Raw genomic sequence first — 22,198 nt, forward strand, 5'->3', positions numbered from 1 at the left:
TGACCAAGAAAACATGCAAAGTTCCTTGTGCAACTAATGCATGCATTGCCCGCCATCTAACAACGGGCCGATAGGGAGATCAATTTCAGTGGATGTGCCGTTGCTGCTCACCGCCGTTTCCGCCAGTTCGCCCTGTGGCGAAGACATGGAATATGACGCGGATTTTCTCCAGCTGGAGCGTGATGCCAAGGGCCAACCCGAGCGCAGCATGGGCGATTCGATCCTGCCCGCCGAGCCGCCGGAATGGCGCAGCATCCAGCAGCAGAGCCTCGACTTGCTGCAGCGCAGCAAAGACCTGCGCATCACCCATTTCCTGTTGCAAAGCTCCCTCGCCCTCCAGGGTGCGGCCGGGCTGGCTGAAGTCCTCACGTTGATCAATGCGCTGCTGCGCGAATACTGGGCCGACCTGCACCCGCGCCTGGATGCCGACGACGATAACGACCCCACCGTACGCATCAACGCCCTCTCCGGCCTGACCAGCGATGCGACCATTCGTCTGCTGCGCGAAAGCATCCTCACGCGCTCGCGCACCTTCGGCCCTGTGAGCCTGCGCGCCGCGCTGAATGCCAGCGGCCTGATGAGTTTCCCCGACGAACAGCTCGGCGCCCAGCAGCTCAACGCCGCGTTCCTCGACAGCGACCCCGAACACCTGCAAGCCACCCGCGACGCCTTGAGCACCGCACGCGCCGCCTGCGAAGCCATCGAGCAGCAGGTCAGCGACCAGGTGGGTTCCGCCCAAGGCGTGGACCTCAGCCTGTTGAAGCAACCGCTCAAGCAGGCGCTGCAGGTGCTTAACCAGTTTGTTCCGAACAGCGCTGCCAGCAGCGAACCCGAGGCCGTCAGTGACGACAATGCCCCCTCGGTGGACTTCGCCGCTGCCCCCGCCGCACCTCGCCCCAGCGGCGACATCAGCAACCGTGATGACGTGCTGCGCAGCCTCGACAAGATCCTTGCGTATTACACCCGGCACGAGCCTTCGAGCCCGTTGCCGGTGTTGCTGAACCGGGCCAAGCATCTTGTGCACGCCGACTTCGCGGCCATCGTGCGCAATCTGATTCCCGATGGGATGTCCCAATTTGAAAACCTGCGCGGCCCGGACGGCGAGTAAGCCGCTCGACTGCGCAGTAACAACACCGTCGCTCAAGCGACCAGGAGCAGCAACGTGGCGAAGCAAAGTTCTCAGAAATTCATCGCGCGCAACCGCGCGCCTCGAGTGCAGATCGAGTACGACGTCGAGCTCTACGGCGCCGAGAAAAAGGTCCAGCTGCCCTTCGTGATGGGTGTGATGGCCGACCTCGCCGGCAAGCCTGCCGAGCCTCTGGCGCCGGTGGCCGACCGCAAGTTCCTTGAAGTGGACGTCGACAACTTCGACTCGCGCCTCAAGGCCATGCAGCCGCGCGTGGCATTCCACGTACCCAACGAGCTGACCGGCGAAGGCAACCTGAGCCTGGACATCACCTTCGAAAGCATGGACGACTTCAGCCCGGCCGCCGTGGCCCGCAAGGTCGACTCGCTCAAGCAACTGCTCGAAGCCCGCACCCAGCTGGCCAACCTGCTGACCTACATGGACGGCAAGACTGGCGCTGAAGAAATCATCATGAAGGCGATCAAGGACCCGGCACTGCTCCAGGCACTTGCCAGTGCGCCTAAGCCTGCAGGGGACCAGTAATCATGACTGACAATACCGCCCGCGAAGGCACCCAGAGCCTGGGTGCAACCGAGGAAACCAGCGAGTTCGCATCCTTGTTGATGCAGGAATTCAAGCCCAAGACCGAGCGTGCCCGCGAAGCCGTGGAAACCGCCGTGCGCACCCTGGCCGAACAGGCCCTGGCGCAAACCGACCTGGTGTCCAACGACGCGATCAAATCGATCGAATCGATCATCGCCGCCATCGACGCCAAGCTCACCGCCCAGGTCAACCAGATCATCCACCACCAGGATTTCCAGCAGCTGGAAAGCGCCTGGCGTGGCCTGCACTACCTGGTCAATAACACCGAGAGCGATGAGCAGCTGAAGATTCGCGTGCTCAACATCTCCAAGCCGGACCTGCACAAGACCCTGAAGAAATTCAAGGGCACCGCGTGGGACCAGAGCCCGCTCTTCAAGAAGATGTACGAAGAAGAATACGGCCAGTTCGGCGGCGAACCCTATGGTTGCCTGGTGGGCGACTACTACTTCGACCAGTCGCCACCGGACGTGGAACTGCTGGGCGAGCTGTCGAAAGTCTGCGCCGCCATGCACGCCCCGTTCATTGCTGCGGCATCGCCGACCGTGATGGGCATGGGCTCGTGGCAGGAACTGTCGAACCCGCGCGACCTGACCAAGATCTTCACCACCCCGGAATACGCCGGCTGGCGCTCGCTGCGTGAATCGGAAGACTCGCGCTACATCGGCCTGACCATGCCGCGCTTCCTGGCGCGCCTGCCCTATGGTGCCAAAACCGACCCGGTGGAAGCCTTCGCCTTCGAAGAAAACACCGACGGCGCCGACAGCTCCAAGTACACCTGGGCCAACGCCGCCTACGCGATGGCGGTGAACATCAACCGTTCGTTCAAGCACTACGGCTGGTGCTCGCGCATCCGTGGCGTGGAGTCCGGCGGTGAAGTGGAAAACCTGCCGGCCCACACGTTCCCGACCGATGACGGTGGCGTGGACATGAAGTGCCCGACCGAAATCGCCATCAGCGACCGCCGTGAAGCGGAACTGGCGAAGAACGGTTTCATGCCGCTGCTGCACAAGAAAAACACCGACTTCGCCGCGTTCATCGGCGCCCAGTCGTTGCAGAAGCCGGCCGAATACGACGACCCCGACGCCACCGCCAACGCCAACCTGGCCGCGCGTCTGCCGTACCTGTTCGCCACTTGCCGTTTCGCGCACTACTTGAAGTGCATCGTGCGCGACAAGATCGGTTCCTTCAAAGAGAAGGACGAGATGCAGCGCTGGTTGCAGGACTGGATCCTCAACTACGTCGACGGTGACCCGGCGCACTCCACCGAGACCACCAAGGCCCAGCACCCGTTGGCCGCCGCCGAGGTGATCGTGGAAGACGTCGAGGGCAACCCGGGGTACTACAACTCCAAGTTCTACCTGCGCCCGCACTACCAGCTCGAAGGGCTGACCGTGTCGTTGCGCCTGGTATCGAAGCTGCCTTCGGCGAAAAGCGCCTAACCCACGGATGAGCTGGCTCTTCTGTGGGAGGGGGCTTGCCCCCGATAGCATCACTGGGGTGTGACTGACACACCGAGGTGCCTGCATCGGGGGCAAGCCCCCTACCACACAAAAGCACTGCCCATTTGGAGTCACTCAAATTCAGTGGCAAGAGCCACACAGGGAGAAAACATGGCTGTTGATATTTTCATCAAGATCGGCGACATCAAGGGCGAGTCCATGGACAAGGCCCACAAGGACGAAATCGACGTGCTGAACTGGAGCTGGGGCATGGCCCAGTCCGGCAACATGCATGTTGGCGGTGGCGGCGGCGCGGGCAAGGTGAACATCCAGGACCTGTCGCTGACCAAGTACGTCGACAAGGCCTCGCCGAACCTGATGATGCACTGCGCCAGCGGCAAACACATCGACAAGGTCAAGCTGACCGTGCGTAAGGCCGGTGGCGAAAGCCAGGTCGAGTACATGGTGATCAACCTGGAAGAAGTGCTGGTAACGTCCCTGAGCACCGGCGGTTCGGGCGGCGATGACCGCCTGACTGAAAACGTCACCCTGAACTTCGCCCAAGTGATGGTCGACTACCAGCCGCAGAAAGCCGACGGCACCAAAGACGGCGGCGCGATCAAGTTTGGCTGGAACATCCGTTCCAACACCAAGCGCTGATAGCACTGATAGCGCTTGTGGCTGTGGCTTTACGCCACGGCCACAAGCCTTTTGTCCCTCTCGCAACCCGTCCGTGGAGCTGCTTTGGTGGTAACTGAAATCGCTTCCCGCGACCGTCTGCAACCGTCCCTGCTGGACCGGTTGACCGACGACGACCCAACCAATCCCAAGGAAAGCGCCGATAAACGCGTGCTGTCCCTGACCCAATTGAAAGCCTCGGTGCTGCGCGACCTGGCGTGGCTGCTCAATACCACGTCGTTGCTCGATGCCGATGCCACGCTGCACACACAGGCCGGTACCTCGGTGGTCAATTACGGCCTGCCGGCGCTGGCCGGCAACAGCGTTTCCAGCGTCGACATCAAGGCCCTGGAAGCCCTGATCTACCAGGCGATTGCCACCTTTGAACCGCGCATCCTGCGCCATACCCTGCGGGTGAAGGCCCGCGTCGGCCATGGCGAGATGAATCACAACGCCCTGAGTTTCGAGATCGAAGGCGACCTGTGGGCGCAGCCGGTGCCCTTGCGCCTGTTGCTGCAAACCGACCTCGACCTGGAATCCGGCCATGTGCGCGTGGTGAATGCCGACCAGCGGAGGCGCCCATGAACCCGCGCCTGCTGGAGCTGTACAACCAGGAACTGCACCACGTGCGCGAAAGCGCGGCGGAGTTCGCCAAGGAATACCCGAAGATCGCCAGTCGGCTGACCCTGTCCGGTATGGACTGCGCCGACCCGTACGTCGAACGCCTGCTTGAGGGCTTTGCCTACCTCACTGCCCGCGTACAGCTCAAACTCGACGCCGAGTACCCGACCTTCACCCACAACCTGCTGGAAATCGCCTACCCGCACTACCTGGCGCCGACGCCATCGATGACCGTGGTGCAATTGCACACCGACCCCGACGAAGGCTCCCTGGCCAGCGGCTTTCCGCTGCCGCGCGACACCGTGTTGCGCGCCGCCCTGGGCCGCGAAACCCAGACCTGCTGCGAGTACCGCACCGCGCATCCGGTGACGTTGTGGCCGTTGCAGGTCAGCAGCGCCGAGTACTTCGGCAACCCCGCCGCCGTGCTCGGGCGCCTGGCCGCCAGCGAGCCGAAAGCCAAGGCCGGCCTGCGCCTGACCCTGCGTACCGGCGCCGAATTGCCGTTCAACAGCCTCGACCTGGACAACCTGCCGCTGTACCTCAGCGGTGCCGACGAGCAGCCGTTCCGCCTTTACGAACAACTGCTGGGCAACGCCTGCGCGGTGTTTGCGCGCAAGCCCGGTGGCGATTGGGTCGAGCGCCTGCCCCAGGACGCGTTGCGCTCACGGGGTTTCGACGACGCCGATGCGGCCATGCCGGTGGTCGCGCGGGCCTTCCAGGGCTATCGCCTGTTGCAGGAATACTTCGCCCTGCCCCACCGTTTCCTGTTCGTCGAATTCGCCGAGCTGAGCCGCGCGGTCAAGCGTTGCGACGGCCAGGAGTTGGAACTGATCGTGCTGTTCGACCGTCACGAGCCAAGCCTGGAAGGCAGCGTCGGCGCGGCGCAGTTCCTGCCGTTCTGCACCCCGGCGATCAACCTGTTCCCCAAGCGCGTGGACCGCATCCACTTGTCCGACCGGGTCAACGAGCACCACGTGATCGCCGACCGCACGCGGCCGATGGATTTCGAAATTCATTCGTTGAGCGGCATCACCGGCCACGGCACCGGGCCAGAGCAGCCCTTTTTGCCGTTCTATGCGGTCCGCGACCCATCCCGTTACGGCCGCGACCAGGCGTACTACACCGTGCGCCGCGAGCCGCGGGTACTGTCCAGCGACCAGCGCCGCAACGGCCCGCGCTCCACCTATGTGGGCAGCGAAACCTTTGTCAGCCTGGTCGACAGCCGCCAGGCGCCGTATCGCCATGACCTGCGCCAACTCGGCGTGACCGCGCTGTGCACCAACCGCGACCTGCCGTTGTTCATGAGCGTGGGCAACGGCAAGACCGACTTCACCCTGGCCGACAGCGCGCCGGTGTTATCCGTGCGTTGCGTCGCCGGGCCAAGCCGCCCACGCGCCAGCCATGCCCATGACGCCAAGGCCTGGCGCCTGATCAGCCAGTTGTCGCTCAACTATTTGTCCCTGAGCGAGCAAGGCCAGGGCGCGGCGGCATTGCGCGAACTGCTGCGCCTGTATGGCGACAGCAATGACGCGGCGCTGCAATTGCAGATCGAAGGCTTGCGCGACGTCAGCAGCAAGGCCGTTACCCGGCGCCTGCCGATGCCCGGCCCGATTGTGTTTGGCCGCGGCCTGGAAATTACCTTGGAGTTCGATGAAAACGCGTTTCGCGGCACCGGCGTGTTCCTGCTCGGTGCGGTGCTGGAACGCTTCCTGGCACGCTACGTGTCGATCAACAGTTTTACCGAGACGGTGATCCGTACCACCGAACGCGGCGAGATCATGCGATGGAAAGCCAAGCCCGGGCGTCGTCCGACCCTGTGAGTACGTTGGATGCGATGCATCAGGAGCCCTGGGAATACGATTTCTTCCAGGCGTTGCGGCGTATCGAGTGCGAATCGCCCGAGCTGCCGCGCCTGGGCCATTCCCTGCGCCTGGCGGATGACCCGTTGCGCCTGGGGCAACAGGCCGATTGCACCTTCGCCCCGGCCACCCTGGCCTCGGTCGATCCCGGCGGCGACGGCAAACCGGCGCGGCTGGAACAGTTCTTCTTCGGCCTGGGTGGCCCCAACGGCCCGTTGCCGCTGCATATCACCGAGTACGTACGCGAGCGCCAGCGCAACAACGCCGACAGCACCAGCAAGCAGTTCCTGGATGTCTTCCACCACCGCCTGCTGAGCCTGTTTTACCGGGCCTGGGCCGAGGCGCGGCCGACGGTCAGCCACGACCGCCCGGACGATGACTACTGGTCCGCACGCCTCGCTGCCTTGAGTGGCCGGGGCATGCCGAGCCTGCTTAACCAAGGATTGATTCCGGACACGGCGAAGCTGCACTACAGCGGCCACCTGTCGGCACAAACCCGCTACCCGGACGGTTTGAAGGCGATCCTCGGCGAGTATTTCGGCCTGCCGGTGGAGATCGAAGAATACGTCGGCCAATGGCTGGAACTGCCCGAACGCAGCCGCGTGGGCGTGAGCGCCCACCAGCTGGGGGTGGACTTCTGCCTGGGCAGCCACGTGTGGGACCGCCAGCATAAATTCCGCATCCGCCTGGGCCCGCTCAAGTTGGACGACTACATGGGCATGCTGCCCGGCAGCCAGCCGTTCAACGAGCTGGTGGCGTGGGTGGCCGAGTACCTGGGCCATGAATTGGACTGGGACTTGAACCTGGTTCTGCAACAACCCGAAGTACCGGCGCTGCAACTCAATGGCCAGTTCCGCCTGGGCTTCAACACCTGGCTCGGCTGCCCTGCGGTTGATGCCAACGACCTAATCCTGGCCCGGCATTACGCCGATCAAGCCACCACCTCAAGGAATCCAGAGCATGGGTGAAATCAGTCGCGCCGCACTGTTCGGCAAACTCAACAGCGTGGCCTACAAGGCCATCGAAGCCGCCACCGTGTTCTGCAAGCTGCGGGGCAACCCGTACGTGGAACTGGCCCACTGGTTCCACCAGTTGCTGCAACTGCAGGACTCGGACCTGCACCGCATCATCCGCCAGTTCAACGTCGAGCCGGCGCGCCTGGCCCGAGACCTCACCGAAGCCCTGGACCGCCTGCCGCGTGGCTCGACGTCGATCACTGACTTGTCTTCCCATGTTGAAGAGGCGGTGGAACGCGGCTGGGTGTACGGCAGCCTGATGTTCGGCGAAAGCCAGGTGCGCACCGGCTACCTGGTGCTGGGCATCCTCAAGACGCCAAGCCTGCGCCATGCGCTGCTGGGCTTGTCCTCGGAGTTCGACAAGATCAAGGCCGAAGCCCTGAGCGAGCGGTTTGACGAATACGTCGGTGATTCGCCGGAAAACGCTTTGACTGCCAGCGACGGCTTCAATGCCGGCGCCGTGCCGGGCGAGGCCAGCGGCGCCATGGCACCGAGTGCGATGGGCAAGCAGGAAGCCCTCAAGCGCTTCACCGTTGACCTCACCGAACAAGCGCGCAGCGGCAAGCTCGATCCGATCGTGGGCCGTGACGAAGAGATCCGCCAATTGGTGGACATCCTCATGCGCCGCCGCCAGAACAACCCGATCCTCACCGGTGAAGCCGGTGTGGGCAAGACCGCCGTGGTCGAAGGTTTTGCCCTGCGCATCGTCGCCGGTGACGTGCCGCCCGCACTCAAGGATGTGGAACTGCGCAGCCTCGACGTGGGCCTGCTGCAAGCCGGCGCGAGCATGAAAGGCGAGTTCGAACAGCGCCTGCGCCAGGTCATCGAAGACGTCCAGGCCTCGCCCAAGCCGATCATCCTGTTTATCGACGAAGCCCACACCCTGGTGGGTGCCGGTGGCGCTGCCGGCACCGGCGACGCGGCCAACCTGCTCAAACCCGCCCTGGCCCGTGGCACCCTGCGTACCGTGGCCGCGACGACCTGGGCCGAGTACAAGAAGCACATCGAGAAAGACCCGGCCCTGACCCGCCGCTTCCAGGTGGTACAAGTGGCCGAGCCGTCGGAAGACAAAGCGCTGTTGATGATGCGCGGCGTGGCCTCGACCATGGAAAAGCATCACCAGGTGCAGATCCTCGACGAAGCCCTGGAAGCCTCGGTGAAACTGTCCCACCGCTACATCCCGGCGCGCCAGCTGCCGGACAAATCCGTGAGCCTGCTGGACACCGCCTGCGCCCGCGTCGCCATCAGCCTGCACGCGGTGCCGGCCGAAGTGGACGACAGTCGCCGCCGCATCGAAGCCCTGGAAACCGAGCTGCAAATCATCGCCCGTGAGCATGCCATCGGCATTGCCATTGGTGCGCGCCAGAGCAACAGCGAAGCCCTGTTAAGCGCCGAGCGTGAGCGCCTGGCGACCCTGGAAAGCCGCTGGGCCGAAGAGAAAACCCTGGTGGATGAGCTGCTCGCCACCCGTGCAACCCTGCGCGAAAAGGCCGGCGTCGTGGACAGCGGCAACGATGAATTGCGTGCGCAACTGGTCGACCTGCAACAGCGCCTCACCGCGCTGCAAGGCGAAACCCCGTTGATCCTGCCGACCGTGGATTACCAGGCCGTGGCTTCGGTGGTCGCCGACTGGACCGGTATCCCGGTGGGCCGCATGGCCCGCAACGAACTGGAAACCGTGCTCAACCTCGACCAGCACCTGAAAAAACGCATCATCGGCCAGGACCACGCCCTGCAGATGATCGCCAAGCGCATCCAGACCTCCCGCGCCGGCCTCGACAACCCGAGCAAGCCGATTGGCGTGTTCATGCTGGCCGGCACCTCCGGCGTGGGCAAGACCGAAACCGCCCTGGCCCTGGCCGAAGCCATGTACGGCGGCGAGCAGAACGTGATCACCATCAACATGAGCGAGTTCCAGGAAGCCCACACGGTGTCCACCCTCAAGGGCGCGCCACCGGGCTATATCGGCTACGGCGAAGGCGGCGTGCTGACCGAAGCGGTGCGGCGCAAGCCCTACAGCGTGGTGCTGCTGGACGAGGTGGAAAAAGCCCACCCGGACGTGCATGAAATCTTCTTCCAGGTGTTCGACAAGGGCGTGATGGAAGACGGCGAAGGCCGGGTGATCGACTTCAAGAACACCCTGATCCTGTTGACCACCAACGCCGGTACCGAGCTGATCTCCCAGGTCTGCAAGGACCCGGCGAACATCCCCGAGCCGGAAGAAATCGCCAAGGCCCTGCGCCAGCCACTGCTGGAGATCTTCCCGCCCGCCCTGCTCGGCCGCCTGGTGACGATCCCGTACTACCCGCTGAGCGACGAGATGCTCAAGGCGATCACCCGCCTGCAACTCAACCGCATCAAGAAGCGCGTGGAGACGACCCACAAGGTCGCCTTCGACTACGACGACGCGGTGGTCGACCTGATCGTCTCGCGCTGCACCGAGACCGAAAGCGGCGGGCGCATGATCGACACCATCCTCACCAACAGCCTGCTGCCGGACATGAGCCGTGAATTCCTCACGCGCATGCTCGAAGGCAAGGCATTGGCGGGTGTGCGCATCAGCAGCCGGGATAACGAGCTGCATTACGACTTCAGCGACGCCGAATAACGACTGTTGGAATGCAATGCAAATGTGGGAGGGGGCTTGCCCCCGATGGCGGTGAATCAGTCGCCTGATACATCAACTGACACACTGCTATCGGGGGCAAGCCCCCTCCCACATTTGAACTCAGTTTCTTCAGTTATTTAGTCATTTTCGAGACGCCCGATGCTATTCAACCAAGCCTCACGCCTGGCCAAGATCACCAGCCCCCTCGGGCCGGATGTGCTGCTGCTCAATGAAATGGGCGGCGGCGAAGAGCTGGGCCGCCTGTTCAACTATGAACTGCAACTGACGTCCCTGGACGCCAACATCGACCTCAACCAGTTGCTCGGCAAGCCCATGAGCGTCGGTCTGCAACTGGCGGACGGTGGTGAGCGGCACTTCCACGGCATCGTCGCGCGCTGCAGCCAGAACATCGACCAGGGCCAGTTCGCCAGTTACCAGGTGACGCTGCGCCCGTGGTTCTGGCTGCTGACTCGCACCTCGGACTGCCGGATTTTCCAGAACCTGAGCATCCCGCAGATCATCAAGCAGGTGTTCCGCGACCTGGGGTTTTCCGACTTCGAAGACGCCCTGAGCCGGCCGTACCGCGAGTGGGAATACTGCGTGCAGTACCGCGAGACCAGCTTCGATTTCGTCAGCCGCCTGATGGAACAGGAAGGCATCTACTACTTCTTCCGCCATGAACAGGACCGCCATGTGCTGGTGCTGGCCGACGCCTATGGCGCCCACACCACGGTGCCGGGCTATGCCTCGATCCCGTACTACCCCAAGGACGAGCAACAGCGCGAACGCGACCACATGCACAACTGGCACCTGGCGCAGGAAGTCCAGCCGGGCTCGCTGGAGCTCAACGACTACGACTTCCAGCGCCCCAGCGCCAGCATCGACGTGCGTTCGGCCATGCCGCGCCCGCACACCGCCGGCGACTATCCGCTGTACGACTACCCCGGCACCTACGTGCAAAGCGCCGACGGCGAACACTACGCGCGAACCCGCATCGAAGCCCTGCAAACCCTGCATGAACAGGTCGAGTTCGCCGGCAATGCCCGTGGCCTGGGTTCCGGCCACCTGTTCAGCCTCACCGGCTTCAGCCGCCAGGACCAGAACCGCGAATACCTGATCGTCGGCTGCCGCTACTACATCGTCCAGGAAAGCCTGGAAAGCGGCGGCGGTTCGGGTTCGGCGCAGTTCGAAAGCAGCCTGACCTGCATCGACGCCCAGCAAAGCTTCCGCCCGCTGGCCACCACCCACCGCCCCATCGTCAAAGGCCCGCAGACGGCATTGGTGGTTGGCCCCAAAGGCGAGGAAATCTGGACCGACCAGTACGGCCGCGTGAAGGTGCACTTCTACTGGGACCGCCACGACCAATCCAACGAAAACAGCTCGTGCTGGATCCGCGTGTCGCAGTCCTGGGCCGGCAAGAACTGGGGCTCGATGCAGATTCCACGGATCGGCCAGGAAGTGATTGTCAGTTTTCTCGAAGGCGATCCGGACCGCCCGATCATCACCGGGCGGGTGTACAACGCCGAGCAGACGGTGCCCTACGACCTGCCGGAAAATGCGACCCAGAGCGGCATGAAGAGTCGCTCCAGCAAGGGCGGCACGCCGGCCAACTTCAATGAAATCCGCATGGAGGACAAGAAGGGGTTGGAGCAGTTGTATATCCATGCCGAGCGTAACCAGGACATTGTTGTCGAGGTGGACGAAAGTCATTCCGTCGGGCACGACCGCAATAAAAGTATCGGCCATAACGAGACGGTCACCATCGGCAACAACCGCCTGCGTATCGTCAAGCAGGAAGACATCCTCTCGGTGGGCCAGAGAAAGACCGACAGCATCAGCCAGAGCTACGTCATCGAAGTGGGCGAAAACCTGCGCCTGGTCTGCGGTGAAAGCATCCTGGAGCTCAACGCCAGTGGGCAGATCAACCTGACCGGCGTGAACATCAGCTTCTATGCCAGCGGCGATGCCGAGTTCAATACCGGCGGCGTGCTGCACCTGAACAACGGCGGCGGCCCTGGCGCCACGCCCGACGGCCAGGGCCAGAAAGGCGCCATCGACGCCAATATCAAAGCCGCCTTCCCCGCGCCCAAAAGCTCCTGACGAGACCCGTTTGCCATGACGTACCGAATCAACGAATTCCAGTTCCAATTGCCCGCCAGTGAGTTGCAGGACGCGACGATCAATATCCTCAAGTTCCCGGAGTTGGGCACATCCCTGATCGTCAGCCGCAGCCTGTTGGCCGACGGCGAAACCCTGCACAGCAACTTCAACGACCAACTCCAGCGCCTGGAAAAACAAGTACAGGATTTGCGCTATCAAGCGGGTGTGGACGTGCGTTTGGGCGCCGCGCAGGAGGTGGAAGGCATCGAGCTGCGCAGCCAGTTCAACAAGGGCAATGACAAGGTATTCCAGTATCAGTTGGCGCTGGTGATACCGGGCACGCGCAAGATGCTCGCGTTGAGTTATGTGAAGGCGGACACGCTGGGGGATGCAGAGGCGGCGCACTGGGCCTTGATCAAAAACTCGCTGTCGTTCGACGCTATTTCCTGATGAGCTGCCCGCATGTCTGACGCGTTATGGGCGGCCCGGATGGGCGATGCGCTCTCCCACACTTCGATGATGGCCGACATCCTCGGCGGTGTGCTGGAGGTGGCGGCCAACATCGCAATCACGGCGGTGGCGACTGCGGCGGTGGTTGCCGCCACCGGGATTACCGTGGCCACCGGCGGGCTCGGCTGTTTCCTGCTGGGCGCCGTGGTGGGCACGATTGTCGGCCTGGCCATGAGCAAGACCGGGGCGGACAAAGGCTTATCGAATTTATGCGAGAGCTTCAGCAACGCCCTGTTTCCACCCACGGTGCAGGCGAACATTCTCACAGGCTCCACCAATACCCTCACCAACAGTATTCCGGCCGCTCGCGCTGCCGGGGCGATCAGTTCTCACGTCGCACCCGCCGGCACTGAACTGGAAGAACCCGCGCCCGAGCCGGAAGCCAGCTACCTGGACATGGCCGAGAGTTTCTTCTCGCAGATGTGGCGCCCCACGGTTGCCACACCTGCGCCCGGCGCCGAACCCAAGCCGCTGGATTTGGTCACGTGCATGAAGCACCCGCCGATGCCGCCGCAGTTTCTGGCCGAGGGTTCGGAAAAAGTCACCATCAATGGCCAGCCGGCAGTGCGCAGCGGTGACCGCAGCACCTGCGATGCAACGGTGGTGTCGTCGGGGCTGATTTCCTCCAACGTGACCATTGGCGGCGGTTCGGTGGTGGTGCGCGAGATCCGCAGCGGCAAGACGCCGGGCGTCGGGCTGGCGGTGACGGCGTTGTTGATGCTCAAGGGCGGCAAGGGCAAGTTCTTCAGCAAGCTGCCGTGCATGTTGATCGGCGGCGCGACCTCGATGGCCGTGAGCAGCGCGATGGGGGCGATGGCCAATGCGGCCATGGGCTCGTCGAACCCGGTGCATGCGGCCACCGGCGCCAAGGTGCTGGGCGGCGATGATGAGCTGGATTTTGTCCTGCCCGGCATCCTGCCGATTGATTGGCAACGCTTCTACAACAGCCGCGACGAACGCTCGGGCAGCCTGTTCGGCGCAGGCTGGAGCGTGCCGTATGAAGTGTGCGTCGACATCCAGCCTCACCCCGACGGCGGCGAAACGCTGGTCTACACCGATGAACAGGGCCGGCCTATCGACATGGGCAGCATTCCCCTGGGCGGCGCGGTGTTCAGCGCCGGTGAAGGGCTGGCCGTGCGCCGACACCTCAACGGGCAATTGCTGATCGAAAGCGATGACGGGCTGTATCGCTTATTTGAGCCTTCCGCCAACCCGGCGTTGCTGCGCCTCAGCCAGCTCGGCGACCGCAACGACAACCGCATCCATGTTGATTACGACGAAGCCGGGCGGCTGATCCGGCTGCGCGATACGTTCGACCTGGTGCAAGTGGAGTTGATCCGCGATCAAGGCCACGTGGCGCGGCTCGAACGCCTTTACCCCGATCAGCGCCGCGAAGTACTGGTCAGCTATGACTATGACACCGCTGGCAACCTGGCGCTGGTGCGCGACGCCACCGGCCAGGTGCAGCGGCGCTTCAGCTACGACAGTGGTCGGCGAATGGTGGAGCATCAGTTGCCCACCGGATTGCGTTGCTTCTACGAATGGGCGTTGGTTGACTGCTTGGAGTGGCGGGTTGTCCGGCACTGGACCGATGAGGGCGACGCGTACCAGTTCGACTATGACTTGAAGGCCGGGCTCACTCGTATCACCGACGGTTTGCAGCGCGTCAGTACGCGGCATTGGAACACGCAGCACGAGATCATTCGACACAGCGATAATCTCGGGCAGACCTGGCTATTCGAATGGAACGACGAACGCCAACTGCTCAGCGCCACCGATCCGTTGGGTGGGCGCTATGAATACAGCTACGACGAAGCCGGCAACCTGATCGGCGAGAGCGACCCGTTGGGCCGCAGCGATTCGATTCTGTGGCTCGAACATTGGGCGCTGCCGCTGATGGAAACGGACGCCGCCGACAACAGTTGGCAGTATCGCTATGACCCGCGTGGTAACTGCATCGCCGAAACCGATCCGCTGGGCTACGTCACCCAATATCGCTACGACGCCCATGGACAGCCAGTAGAAATAATCGATACCACCGGCAAAAGCAAAAAGCTGCGCTGGAATCCATTCGGGCAATTGGTTGAGCATATCGACTGTTCGGGTTATCCGACGCGTTTCAGTTATGACGAGCGTGGGTATTTGCAGGTCATTACTGATGCGCTGGGTGAGCGCACGCTATTCATCCATGACGCCCAGGGTCGCTTGCTCAGCAGCCAACTGCCGGACGGGCGTACCGAGCACTACCAACGAGACGTCAGCGGCCAACTGCTGGGTTATACCGACCCGGCCGGGGACACCACTCTCTACCAGTACAACCGTCGTGGCCAGGTCAGCCAGCGCACCGACGCCCATGGTCGACAAGTGCAATTCGGTTATGACAGCTATGGGCGCCTGCAAGCGCTGATCAACGAGAACGGCGAACGTTATCGGTTTGCCTGGGACGCCGCAAACCGACTGGCCGAGCAACAGGACCTTGACGGCAGCGCCAAGCGCTACGACTACGACCCGCTGGATAATATCACCACGGTGACTGTAGTCCCTGCACCTTACGGGAATGGCTTGGCGGTGGTTCCCGAAACGCCACCCGCCCGCATCGCTCACCGGCTGGCGCGCGATGCGGTCGGCCGATTGGTTGCAAAAACCACCGACGATGGCCGCACCGACTACAGCTACGATGCTGTGGACCAGCTTACGGCAGTGACTTTCACCGACGTGCAAGGCAATACCCAAGCCCTGGGCTTCGCCTACGACGCCCTCGGTCAATTGCTGGCCGAACAGAGCTCAGCAGGCAACCTGCAACACCACTACGACGAGCTCGGCAACCTAATCCAGACCCAACTGCCTGACGGCCGCTGGCTCAATCGCCTGTACTACGGCAGCGGCCACCTGCACCAGATCAACCTCGACGGCCAGGTGATCAGCGACTTCGAGCGCGACCGCCTGCACCGCGAGGTCCTGCGTACCCAAGGCCAGCTCAGCACCCGCAGCGAATACGACCGCAGCGGCCGACTGCGCTCACGCCAACGCCGCCTGGTGAGTCAGCCTTCGTTAATGCCGGCAGCAGCGCGAAAACAGTTCGAGTACGACCCCGCTGACAACCTGATCGGCAAACTCGACCAGCAACCCGCCGCGCAACACCGCCAACTGCTGCACTACGACGCCACCGGCCGCATCATCGCCAGCCAGGACAGCCTGCACGGCCAGCGCGAAACCTTCGCGTATGACGCCGCCGCCAACCTTCTGGACGGCCCGCAGGCCGGTGCCGGGTTGGTGGTGCACAACAAGCTGCTGACGTATCAAGACAAGCGTTATCGCTATGACGCCTTTGGGCGAATGGTCGAAAAGCGCAGCGCCAAACGCGGTGTACAGCGATTTGCGTATGACGCCGAGAGTCGGTTGATCGAAGTACGCAATGAAAACGGCAGCGTGGTCAGGATGACCTATGACCCGCTGGGCCGGCGCATTGAGAAGACTGAGCATGGCAAGGATGGGTATCCGCTGGGGGAAACCCGATTTACCTGGGATGGTTTGCGGTTGTTGCAGGAGCATAAGCACAGCCAGACCAGTCTTTATGTCTACGAAGATGACGGCTACGAACCCTTGGCGCGGGTCGATGGCGCTGGGCCGTTACAGAAAATTCGTTACTACCACAACGACCTCAATGGCCTGCCGGAACAGCTGACAGACGCGGATGGGCATAGCGTCTGGCAGGCAACGTATCGGGTGTGGGGCAACACCCTGGAAGAGGTGCGCGAGCCTTATTACATTGAAGAGCAGAACCTGCGGTTCCAGGGGCAGTACCTGGATCGGGAGACAGGGCTGCATTTCAATACGTTCAGGTTTTATGATCCAGATGTGGGCCGGTTTACGACGCCGGACCCGATTGGATTGGACGGCGAGCTCAACCTCTACCAATACGCACCCAACCCCATTGCATGGTTAGATCCTTGGGGGTGGAAGACCTGTGGCGCTGCAAACGGAAACTCCAGACAAAATAACAAGCCAAACCACGTTTATGTCATCCGTAACAAAACGACTGGCCAGGTACATAAATACGGCATTAGCGGCGGGAAAATTTCTAAGAACGGCAAGTCTTACCGCGCTGAATCTCAGGTGCGCAAACTCAACAAACCACCCGGCTCTGATAAATACGAGTCAGCTATCATCAGGAAAAATGTAACGAGAACCAAGGCATTGAAGGTTGAGCAAGGTAGAGTAAATGGCTACTCGGTAGCCGCTCAAAGAGCCGGCCAAACACCTACGTTCCCAAAAGTTGGTATCAATCCAGTGGGTAACTCACTACCCAACGCGACGAGATAGAGATTCTGATGAGCAAATATTTATCAACACTTGAGATTGCCTCTCCTTCCGAGCGTCTGCAGCCCCACAGCATCCGCGAGGCAGCCGTACTCTATATTTATCTCCTTGCAACTAAGTGCAAGATACCCACTGGCGGAGTTGCCAAAATAATTCTTCAGCCAACGTCTGTTGAGGCGGAGCAGACACTCGCGAATGTTTGCACCTATTCCCACCCATTCAAACACCTGAATGAGTTACCTGCGAATGCTTCAGAGAGCGCAATTCGCCAGTCGTTAATCGAAGATATTCATGAAGCGCTTTTATCATTGGCGGTGCTTAAGGGCTGGGATACCGATCCGATACATAAGTTGCACGCCGAGATCATCAAGCGTGAGTATCAATTTTCAGGCACTGCAGGGCGGCCCCAAAAAAACCCATCCAATACACTGTCCGCGACTGCTGCCTGGCGCACGGATCGGTACATTAATATCGGTGTTTTGGTACAGGGCGCCAAAGACACACCTGAGAGATTTTTTACCGCTGCGCGAATCGGTATTGCTTTGGGCCTTTTTGAGTCACTGATAGGGGCTGTTGAGTGGGTAGATGATCAAACGGTCAGGCTCTTCCAAGCAAACAAGCGCGACTATTGGGACATTGATGTAATCACCCAAACCGTGGAATTTCACTTCCCACGAGCCGACTCCGGCGACGCTCATGGCCAATTTGACTTGGCGAAAATGTACATCGATGGATGGATAGTAGATCAGGACATTGAACAAGCCAGGAAGTGGCTGGAGCGCTCAGCCGAACAAGGTTTTCCACGCGCGATTAAGCTCTTGCAGCGCATGAATGACGGCACTGAAAATCTTGCCGACCCCGTGATGAACAGCAAAAAATGACCCTGTGGCGATAAATTTTCCCCACAGGAAAAGAACATGAGTGTCCTCGACAAAGCATTTAAAGAACTGCGTAACTATAAAGGACTATAAAAGACACCCTGATGAAACCGCCCAGCGCTGCATCGTCGTGCCGTTTCATGTCACAGACCCCAAGCAGGTGGAAGTAGCCTCGGCGTCCGAAAAATTCAACGTTACGCTGGATCTGGAGAAGCGCGACTATGCGTTGTACTTCGAGGTCTGCGAAGGCGACGAGATTTTCTACAAGATCCCCTTGGTCCCAACTGACACCAAAGTCGCTGCCAAGTACCTGCTGGACGATCCGTGGGGTGGCGAGAAAGACCAGGAACTCGTCGAAGGCATTCGTTAAAGCACTTAATAAGCGGCCACAAAAAAAGGGCACCCGACCCAGTCGGCGTGCCCATTTTCCTACCACCCCGCCCCCTGTCGAGACGGCACTGCTTACGCGTTAACGGTGTCTTTAAGCGACTTGCCCGGCTTGAACGCAACGGTGTTGCTCGCCTTGATCTTCACAGGCTCACCGGTTTGCGGGTTTTTACCGGTGCGGGCGCCACGGTGGCGTTGCAGGAAGGTGCCGAAGCCCACCAGGGTGACGCTGTCCTTGCGGTGCAGGGCGCCGGTGATTTCTTCGAGAACGGCGTTGAGGACGCGGTTGGCCTGTTCTTTGGTGAGATCCGCTTTTTCAGCGATGGCGGCTGCGAGTTCTGGTTTACGCATATGTGAAGCCTCTTTGACGGTTTTTTGTTGTTATGTCCGTGCTGCTCGTCTGTGGAGCAGCGCCCAAAGCGCCGCAGGCTCTACTCTGCGGCAGACGGGAGTGAGGATGGCATGCCCTCGCACGCTCCGCCAGTCTCGCGGCGACCTTTCTCGGGGGAAAAACGTGCTTATTCCGACAGAACGACCGGTATTTACGCCAGCAACGGCGGAAGTTCTTTGTTGAGGGCGAGTTTTTCCATCACGGCGCTGCCGGTCAGCGCGTAACCCAGCAGGCGGCCGCTGGCGTCGCGGCACAGGGCCTTGATGTCGGCACCCTGGCCTTCGACGCTCCACACCCCTTCGGTGCCCCGTGGCGGTGGCGAAACCACCAGCGGGCAGACCGGGGTTTTCACGGTGACCGGCATCGGGCCATAGCTGACAGCTGTGGCGTTGCCGGCCAGGGTCTGGGCCAGGGCACGGGCGCAGCTCATCAGCGGCATGACGTACAGCAGGTTGAGGCCATCGACCTCGGCGCAGTCGCCCAGGGCGTAGATATTGGCGTGGGAGGTCTTGAGGTGGCGGTCCACCATGATCCCACGATTGGTCTGCAGACCGGCGGCGGCGGCCAGGTCGACACGCGGGCGCAGGCCGATGGCCGAGACCACCAGGTCGCAGTGCACCACTTCACCGTCCGACAGATGCGCTTCCAGGCCGTCAGCGCTGCGTTGCAGGCGGTTGAGCACCGGGCCCAGGTGGAAACGCGCCCCCAGCCCTTCCAGGCCAGCCTGTACCGCTGCGGCCGCCGCCGGGTGCAGCAGGGTCGGCATCACTTGCTCGCACGGCGCCACCAGGTCGATTTCATAACCGCCGAGGATCAGGTCGTTGGCAAATTCACAGCCGATCAGGCCGGCGCCGAGCAGCAGCACGCGGCGCTTGCCGGCCGCGGCGGCGCGAAAGCGGGCGTAATCTTCGAGGTCGTTGATCGGGAAAACCAGCTCAGCCGCATCACCTTCGACGGGGACACGCACGGTTTCTGCGCCCCAGGCCAGGACCAGATCACGATAGGCCACCGCTTCTTCACCGATCCACAGGCGCTTGTGGCCGGGGTCGATGCCGCTGACACGGGTGTGAGTGCGCACTTCGGCCTTGAGTTGCTCGGCCATGGCGCCGGGTTCCGCCATGCTCAGGCCATCGGCTTCCTTGTTCTTGCCAAAGCCGGTGGAGAGCATGGGCTTGGAGTAGGAGCGCCCGTCATCCGCGGTGATCAGCAGCAATGGGGTCTCGCTGTCGAGCTTGCGAAACTCCCGGGCCACGTTGTAACCGGCCAATCCTGTGCCGATGATCACGACAGGTGTGTTCATTCCGTTCTCCTTGTAGTACGTCTCTGAAACTGAAAATTAGCCGATTTCGATCATTTCGAAATCCATTTTGCCGACGCCGCAGTCCGGGCACAGCCAGTCTTCCGGTACGTCCTGCCACAGGGTACCCGGAGCGATACCATCATCCGGCCAGCCGTCTTTTTCGTCATAGATCAGGCCGCAGACTACACATTGCCACTTCTTCATTTACTTGCTTCCTCAGGGTCCAGGCAGGTTGGCCGGCGGTCGATGGATCCAGCGTTGCCGCGCGGCTCAGGGCGTTTTGTACTGATCGGGGCCGACAGATGCAAGCTTGATCGACGCAAGGCGCCGGGACGGCCCGGCAAAAGATCAGGACGCCATGGTAAGCTCGCCGCCTCTTTTGCCGCCAATACTGACGCACCGTGCCGCACTCAATCGCCCTTCCCGATGCTTGCCAATGGTTGACCCAGAGCCTCCTGAGCCCTGCGCCCGCGCCCTTGACCCTGAACTGGCTGTTCGACGAAGGCTCGCTGACCCGCCGGCTGACGTGGCTGTCCCACGATGGCTTCAGCGTGACGCCGCTGTTCGAAGGCTGGCAGCCGCTGCGCGATGATGAATGCGCGGCGCTGCACATGCCACCGGCCAGTATCGGTTGGGTGCGCGAGGTGTATCTGCGCGGGCATGGCCAACCCTGGGTGTTCGCCCGCAGTGTGGCGGCGCGCAGTGCGCTGCAGGGCGACGGCTTGCAGATGGACGAATTGGGCAGCCGTTCCCTCGGCGAATTGCTGTTTTGCGACCGCGCGTTCACCCGCCAGGCCATCGAGGTGTGCCATTACCCCCGCCAATGGTTGCCCACCACGGACCAGGCCGACGGGCTGTGGGCGCGCCGCTCACGCTTCGATCGCGGGCCGCTGAGCGTGCTGGTGGCGGAAGTCTTCCTGCCGGTTTTCTGGCACGCGCTGCATGACCATCCGGAGAACTGCTGATGTATCAACGTCTGCTCAAATCCTTGAACCGCCTGCACCCCAGGGCCTGGGATTTCATTCAGTTGACCCGCATGGACAAGCCTATCGGCATCTACCTGCTGCTGTGGCCGACGCTGTGGGCGCTGTGGATCGCCGGCAAGGGCTCGCCGTCCCTGGCCAACATCGTGATTTTTGTGCTGGGCGTGACGCTGACTCGTGCTGCCGGTTGTGTCATCAATGACTGGGCGGACCGCAAGGTCGATGGTCACGTGAAACGCACCGCGCAACGCCCGTTGGCCAGCGGCAGGATCAGTTCGAAAGAGGCCCTGGTGTTCTTTGCGGTACTGATGCTGATCAGCTTCCTGCTGGTGCTGTTGACCAACGCCACCACCATCTGGTTGTCGCTGGGCGGTCTGGCACTGGCGGTCAGCTACCCGTTCATGAAGCGCTACACCTATTACCCCCAGGTGGTGTTGGGCGCGGCGTTTTCCTGGGGCATGCCGATGGCGTTCACCGCCGAAACCGGCCACCTGCCCGCTATCGCCTGGCTGCTCTATATAGCCAATCTGCTGTGGACAGTGGCCTACGACACCTATTACGCGATGACCGACCGCGACGACGACTTGAAGATCGGCGTCAAGTCCACCGCCATTCTGTTCGGCGATGCCGACCGTGTGATCATCCTGACCCTGCAAGGCCTGGCGCTGCTGTGCCTGTTGCTGGCCGGCGCACGGTTTGAGCTGGGGGGTTGGTTCCACCTGGGCCTGCTGGCGGCGGCAGGCTGCTTTGCCTGGGAGTTCTGGTACACCCGCGACCGGGACCGGATGAAATGCTTCAAGGCGTTTTTGCACAACCACTGGGCCGGGTTGGCGATTTTTGTCGGGATTGTGGCGGATTACGCGTTTCGCTGAGGTTTTTGCAGTGCCTGGTCGGGCCTCATCGGGGGCAAGCCCCCTCCCACCTTTTGAGGTGTGAACACATTCAAATGTGGGAGGGGGCTTGCCCCCGATGGTTTCAGCAGCGCCGCGAAATCAGGGCTTGATCACATGCCATGCCCCACCCTTGCCATCACCGCTCTTGTCACCGGCCTTGTGGTCATCCTTGTAGGTGTAGACAGGTTTGCCTTTGTAGGCCCATTGACTGGTCTGGTCATCACGGGTGATCACGGTCCAATCGCCCATTGATTTGTCAGTAGACTCCGCTTTCAGCGGCGGCCAGTTGGTCGCGCACTGGTCCTTGCACACTGACTTGCCATCGGCGTCCTTGTCGAAGGTGTAAAGGGTCTTCCCGCTGTGATCCACTAACAGGCCCTTCTGGGTCATCGCCGGCTCCGCCGCGAATGCCAGTGTCGGCAGCGTCAATGCCGCCGTGACCAGCAGGGCCTTCCAGGAAAAAGTACTGTGAGTCATCGGAACCTT

Annotated in this window: 19 protein-coding genes; 15 read left to right on the top strand and 4 right to left on the bottom strand. The window is 61.8% G+C overall.

Annotation, left to right across the window (positions count from 1 at the left end; genetic code table 11):
• Window positions 1-88: 88 nt before the first annotated feature.
• The 13 genes from tssA to comJ all read left to right on the top strand — a co-directional run bounded on the left by tssA (window position 89) and on the right by comJ (window position 18,128).
• Window positions 89-1,108: a type VI secretion system protein TssA gene (gene tssA / locus J1N02_RS12685; RefSeq protein ID WP_092355893.1), complete on the top strand. Its 1,020-nt coding sequence runs from the start codon at window positions 89-91 to the stop codon at window positions 1,106-1,108.
• A gap of 54 nt (window positions 1,109-1,162) precedes the next feature.
• Window positions 1,163-1,669 (top strand): type VI secretion system contractile sheath small subunit, encoded by a 507-nt coding sequence (tssB, locus tag J1N02_RS12690; RefSeq protein WP_017135823.1) that lies wholly within the window; start codon window positions 1,163-1,165, stop codon window positions 1,667-1,669.
• Window positions 1,670-1,671: 2 nt separating this feature from the next.
• The gene (gene tssC / locus J1N02_RS12695) at window positions 1,672-3,168 is read left to right on the top strand and encodes a type VI secretion system contractile sheath large subunit (RefSeq protein ID WP_027608264.1); all 1,497 of its coding nucleotides are present in this window, start codon (window positions 1,672-1,674) and stop codon (window positions 3,166-3,168) included.
• 171 nt (window positions 3,169-3,339) lie between these two features.
• The gene (locus J1N02_RS12700) at window positions 3,340-3,828 is read left to right on the top strand and encodes an Hcp family type VI secretion system effector (RefSeq protein WP_015886558.1); all 489 of its coding nucleotides are present in this window, start codon (window positions 3,340-3,342) and stop codon (window positions 3,826-3,828) included.
• 87 nt (window positions 3,829-3,915) lie between these two features.
• Window positions 3,916-4,431, top strand: a complete 516-nt coding sequence (tssE, locus tag J1N02_RS12705; protein WP_027608263.1) for a type VI secretion system baseplate subunit TssE — start codon at window positions 3,916-3,918, stop codon at window positions 4,429-4,431.
• On the top strand, window positions 4,428-6,287 hold the full coding sequence (gene tssF, locus J1N02_RS12710) for a type VI secretion system baseplate subunit TssF (protein WP_027608262.1): 1,860 nt from the start codon (window positions 4,428-4,430) through the stop codon (window positions 6,285-6,287). The genes tssE and tssF overlap by 4 nt, the downstream gene beginning before the upstream one ends.
• Complete coding sequence (gene tssG, locus J1N02_RS12715; RefSeq protein ID WP_027608261.1) at window positions 6,251-7,294, top strand: type VI secretion system baseplate subunit TssG; 1,044 nt, start codon at window positions 6,251-6,253, stop codon at window positions 7,292-7,294. Before tssF ends, tssG begins: the two co-directional genes overlap by 37 nt.
• Window positions 7,287-9,950 (top strand): type VI secretion system ATPase TssH, encoded by a 2,664-nt coding sequence (gene tssH, locus J1N02_RS12720; protein ID WP_065946493.1) that lies wholly within the window; start codon window positions 7,287-7,289, stop codon window positions 9,948-9,950. The genes tssG and tssH overlap by 8 nt, the downstream gene beginning before the upstream one ends.
• 159 nt (window positions 9,951-10,109) lie before the next feature.
• Entirely contained in the window at window positions 10,110-12,050 is a 1,941-nt protein-coding gene (locus J1N02_RS12725; protein ID WP_098480709.1) for a type VI secretion system Vgr family protein, read from the top strand.
• A 15-nt stretch (window positions 12,051-12,065) separates the two neighbouring features.
• Window positions 12,066-12,500 carry a DcrB-related protein gene (locus J1N02_RS12730; protein WP_098480708.1) on the top strand — a complete coding sequence of 145 codons (435 nt, stop codon included), beginning with the start codon at window positions 12,066-12,068 and terminating at the stop codon, window positions 12,498-12,500.
• Window positions 12,501-12,512: 12 nt separating this feature from the next.
• The gene (locus J1N02_RS12735; protein WP_098480707.1) at window positions 12,513-16,883 is read left to right on the top strand and encodes an RHS repeat-associated core domain-containing protein; all 4,371 of its coding nucleotides are present in this window, start codon (window positions 12,513-12,515) and stop codon (window positions 16,881-16,883) included.
• 8 nt (window positions 16,884-16,891) lie between these two features.
• On the top strand, window positions 16,892-17,761 hold the full coding sequence (locus J1N02_RS12740; protein WP_098480706.1) for a tetratricopeptide repeat protein: 870 nt from the start codon (window positions 16,892-16,894) through the stop codon (window positions 17,759-17,761).
• A 40-nt stretch (window positions 17,762-17,801) separates the two neighbouring features.
• The gene (gene comJ, locus J1N02_RS12745) at window positions 17,802-18,128 is read left to right on the top strand and encodes a competence protein ComJ (RefSeq protein WP_421147389.1); all 327 of its coding nucleotides are present in this window, start codon (window positions 17,802-17,804) and stop codon (window positions 18,126-18,128) included.
• A gap of 92 nt (window positions 18,129-18,220) precedes the next feature.
• Here the strand turns inward: comJ and J1N02_RS12750 are convergent, their stop codons facing one another.
• The 3 genes from J1N02_RS12750 to J1N02_RS12760 form a co-directional block, all read right to left on the bottom strand.
• A complete protein-coding gene (locus tag J1N02_RS12750) occupies window positions 18,221-18,496 on the bottom strand; it encodes an HU family DNA-binding protein (RefSeq protein WP_003176958.1) in 276 nt (91 codons plus the stop codon).
• Window positions 18,497-18,687: 191 nt separating this feature from the next.
• A complete protein-coding gene (locus tag J1N02_RS12755; protein WP_027608256.1) occupies window positions 18,688-19,836 on the bottom strand; it encodes an NAD(P)/FAD-dependent oxidoreductase in 1,149 nt (382 codons plus the stop codon).
• A 36-nt stretch (window positions 19,837-19,872) separates the two neighbouring features.
• Window positions 19,873-20,040 (bottom strand): rubredoxin, encoded by a 168-nt coding sequence (locus tag J1N02_RS12760; protein WP_003213373.1) that lies wholly within the window; start codon window positions 20,038-20,040, stop codon window positions 19,873-19,875.
• 197 nt (window positions 20,041-20,237) lie between these two features.
• On the opposite strand from J1N02_RS12760, the gene J1N02_RS12765 reads away from it, so the two are divergent.
• Both J1N02_RS12765 and ubiA read left to right on the top strand, forming a co-directional pair.
• Window positions 20,238-20,801 (top strand): chorismate--pyruvate lyase family protein, encoded by a 564-nt coding sequence (locus J1N02_RS12765; RefSeq protein WP_092355899.1) that lies wholly within the window; start codon window positions 20,238-20,240, stop codon window positions 20,799-20,801.
• Window positions 20,801-21,691 (top strand): 4-hydroxybenzoate octaprenyltransferase, encoded by an 891-nt coding sequence (gene ubiA, locus J1N02_RS12770; RefSeq protein ID WP_092355902.1) that lies wholly within the window; start codon window positions 20,801-20,803, stop codon window positions 21,689-21,691. The genes J1N02_RS12765 and ubiA overlap by 1 nt, the downstream gene beginning before the upstream one ends.
• Before the next feature lie 120 nt (window positions 21,692-21,811).
• On the opposite strand, the gene J1N02_RS12775 is transcribed toward ubiA, so the two are convergent.
• On the bottom strand, window positions 21,812-22,189 hold the full coding sequence (locus J1N02_RS12775) for a hypothetical protein (protein ID WP_141156325.1): 378 nt from the start codon (window positions 22,187-22,189) through the stop codon (window positions 21,812-21,814).
• Between the last annotated feature and the right edge of the window lie 9 nt (window positions 22,190-22,198).

Source organism: Pseudomonas sp. NFX5 (genome assembly GCF_049132125.1).
GTDB classification, from domain to species: Bacteria; Pseudomonadota; Gammaproteobacteria; order Pseudomonadales; family Pseudomonadaceae; genus Aquipseudomonas; species Aquipseudomonas marginalis.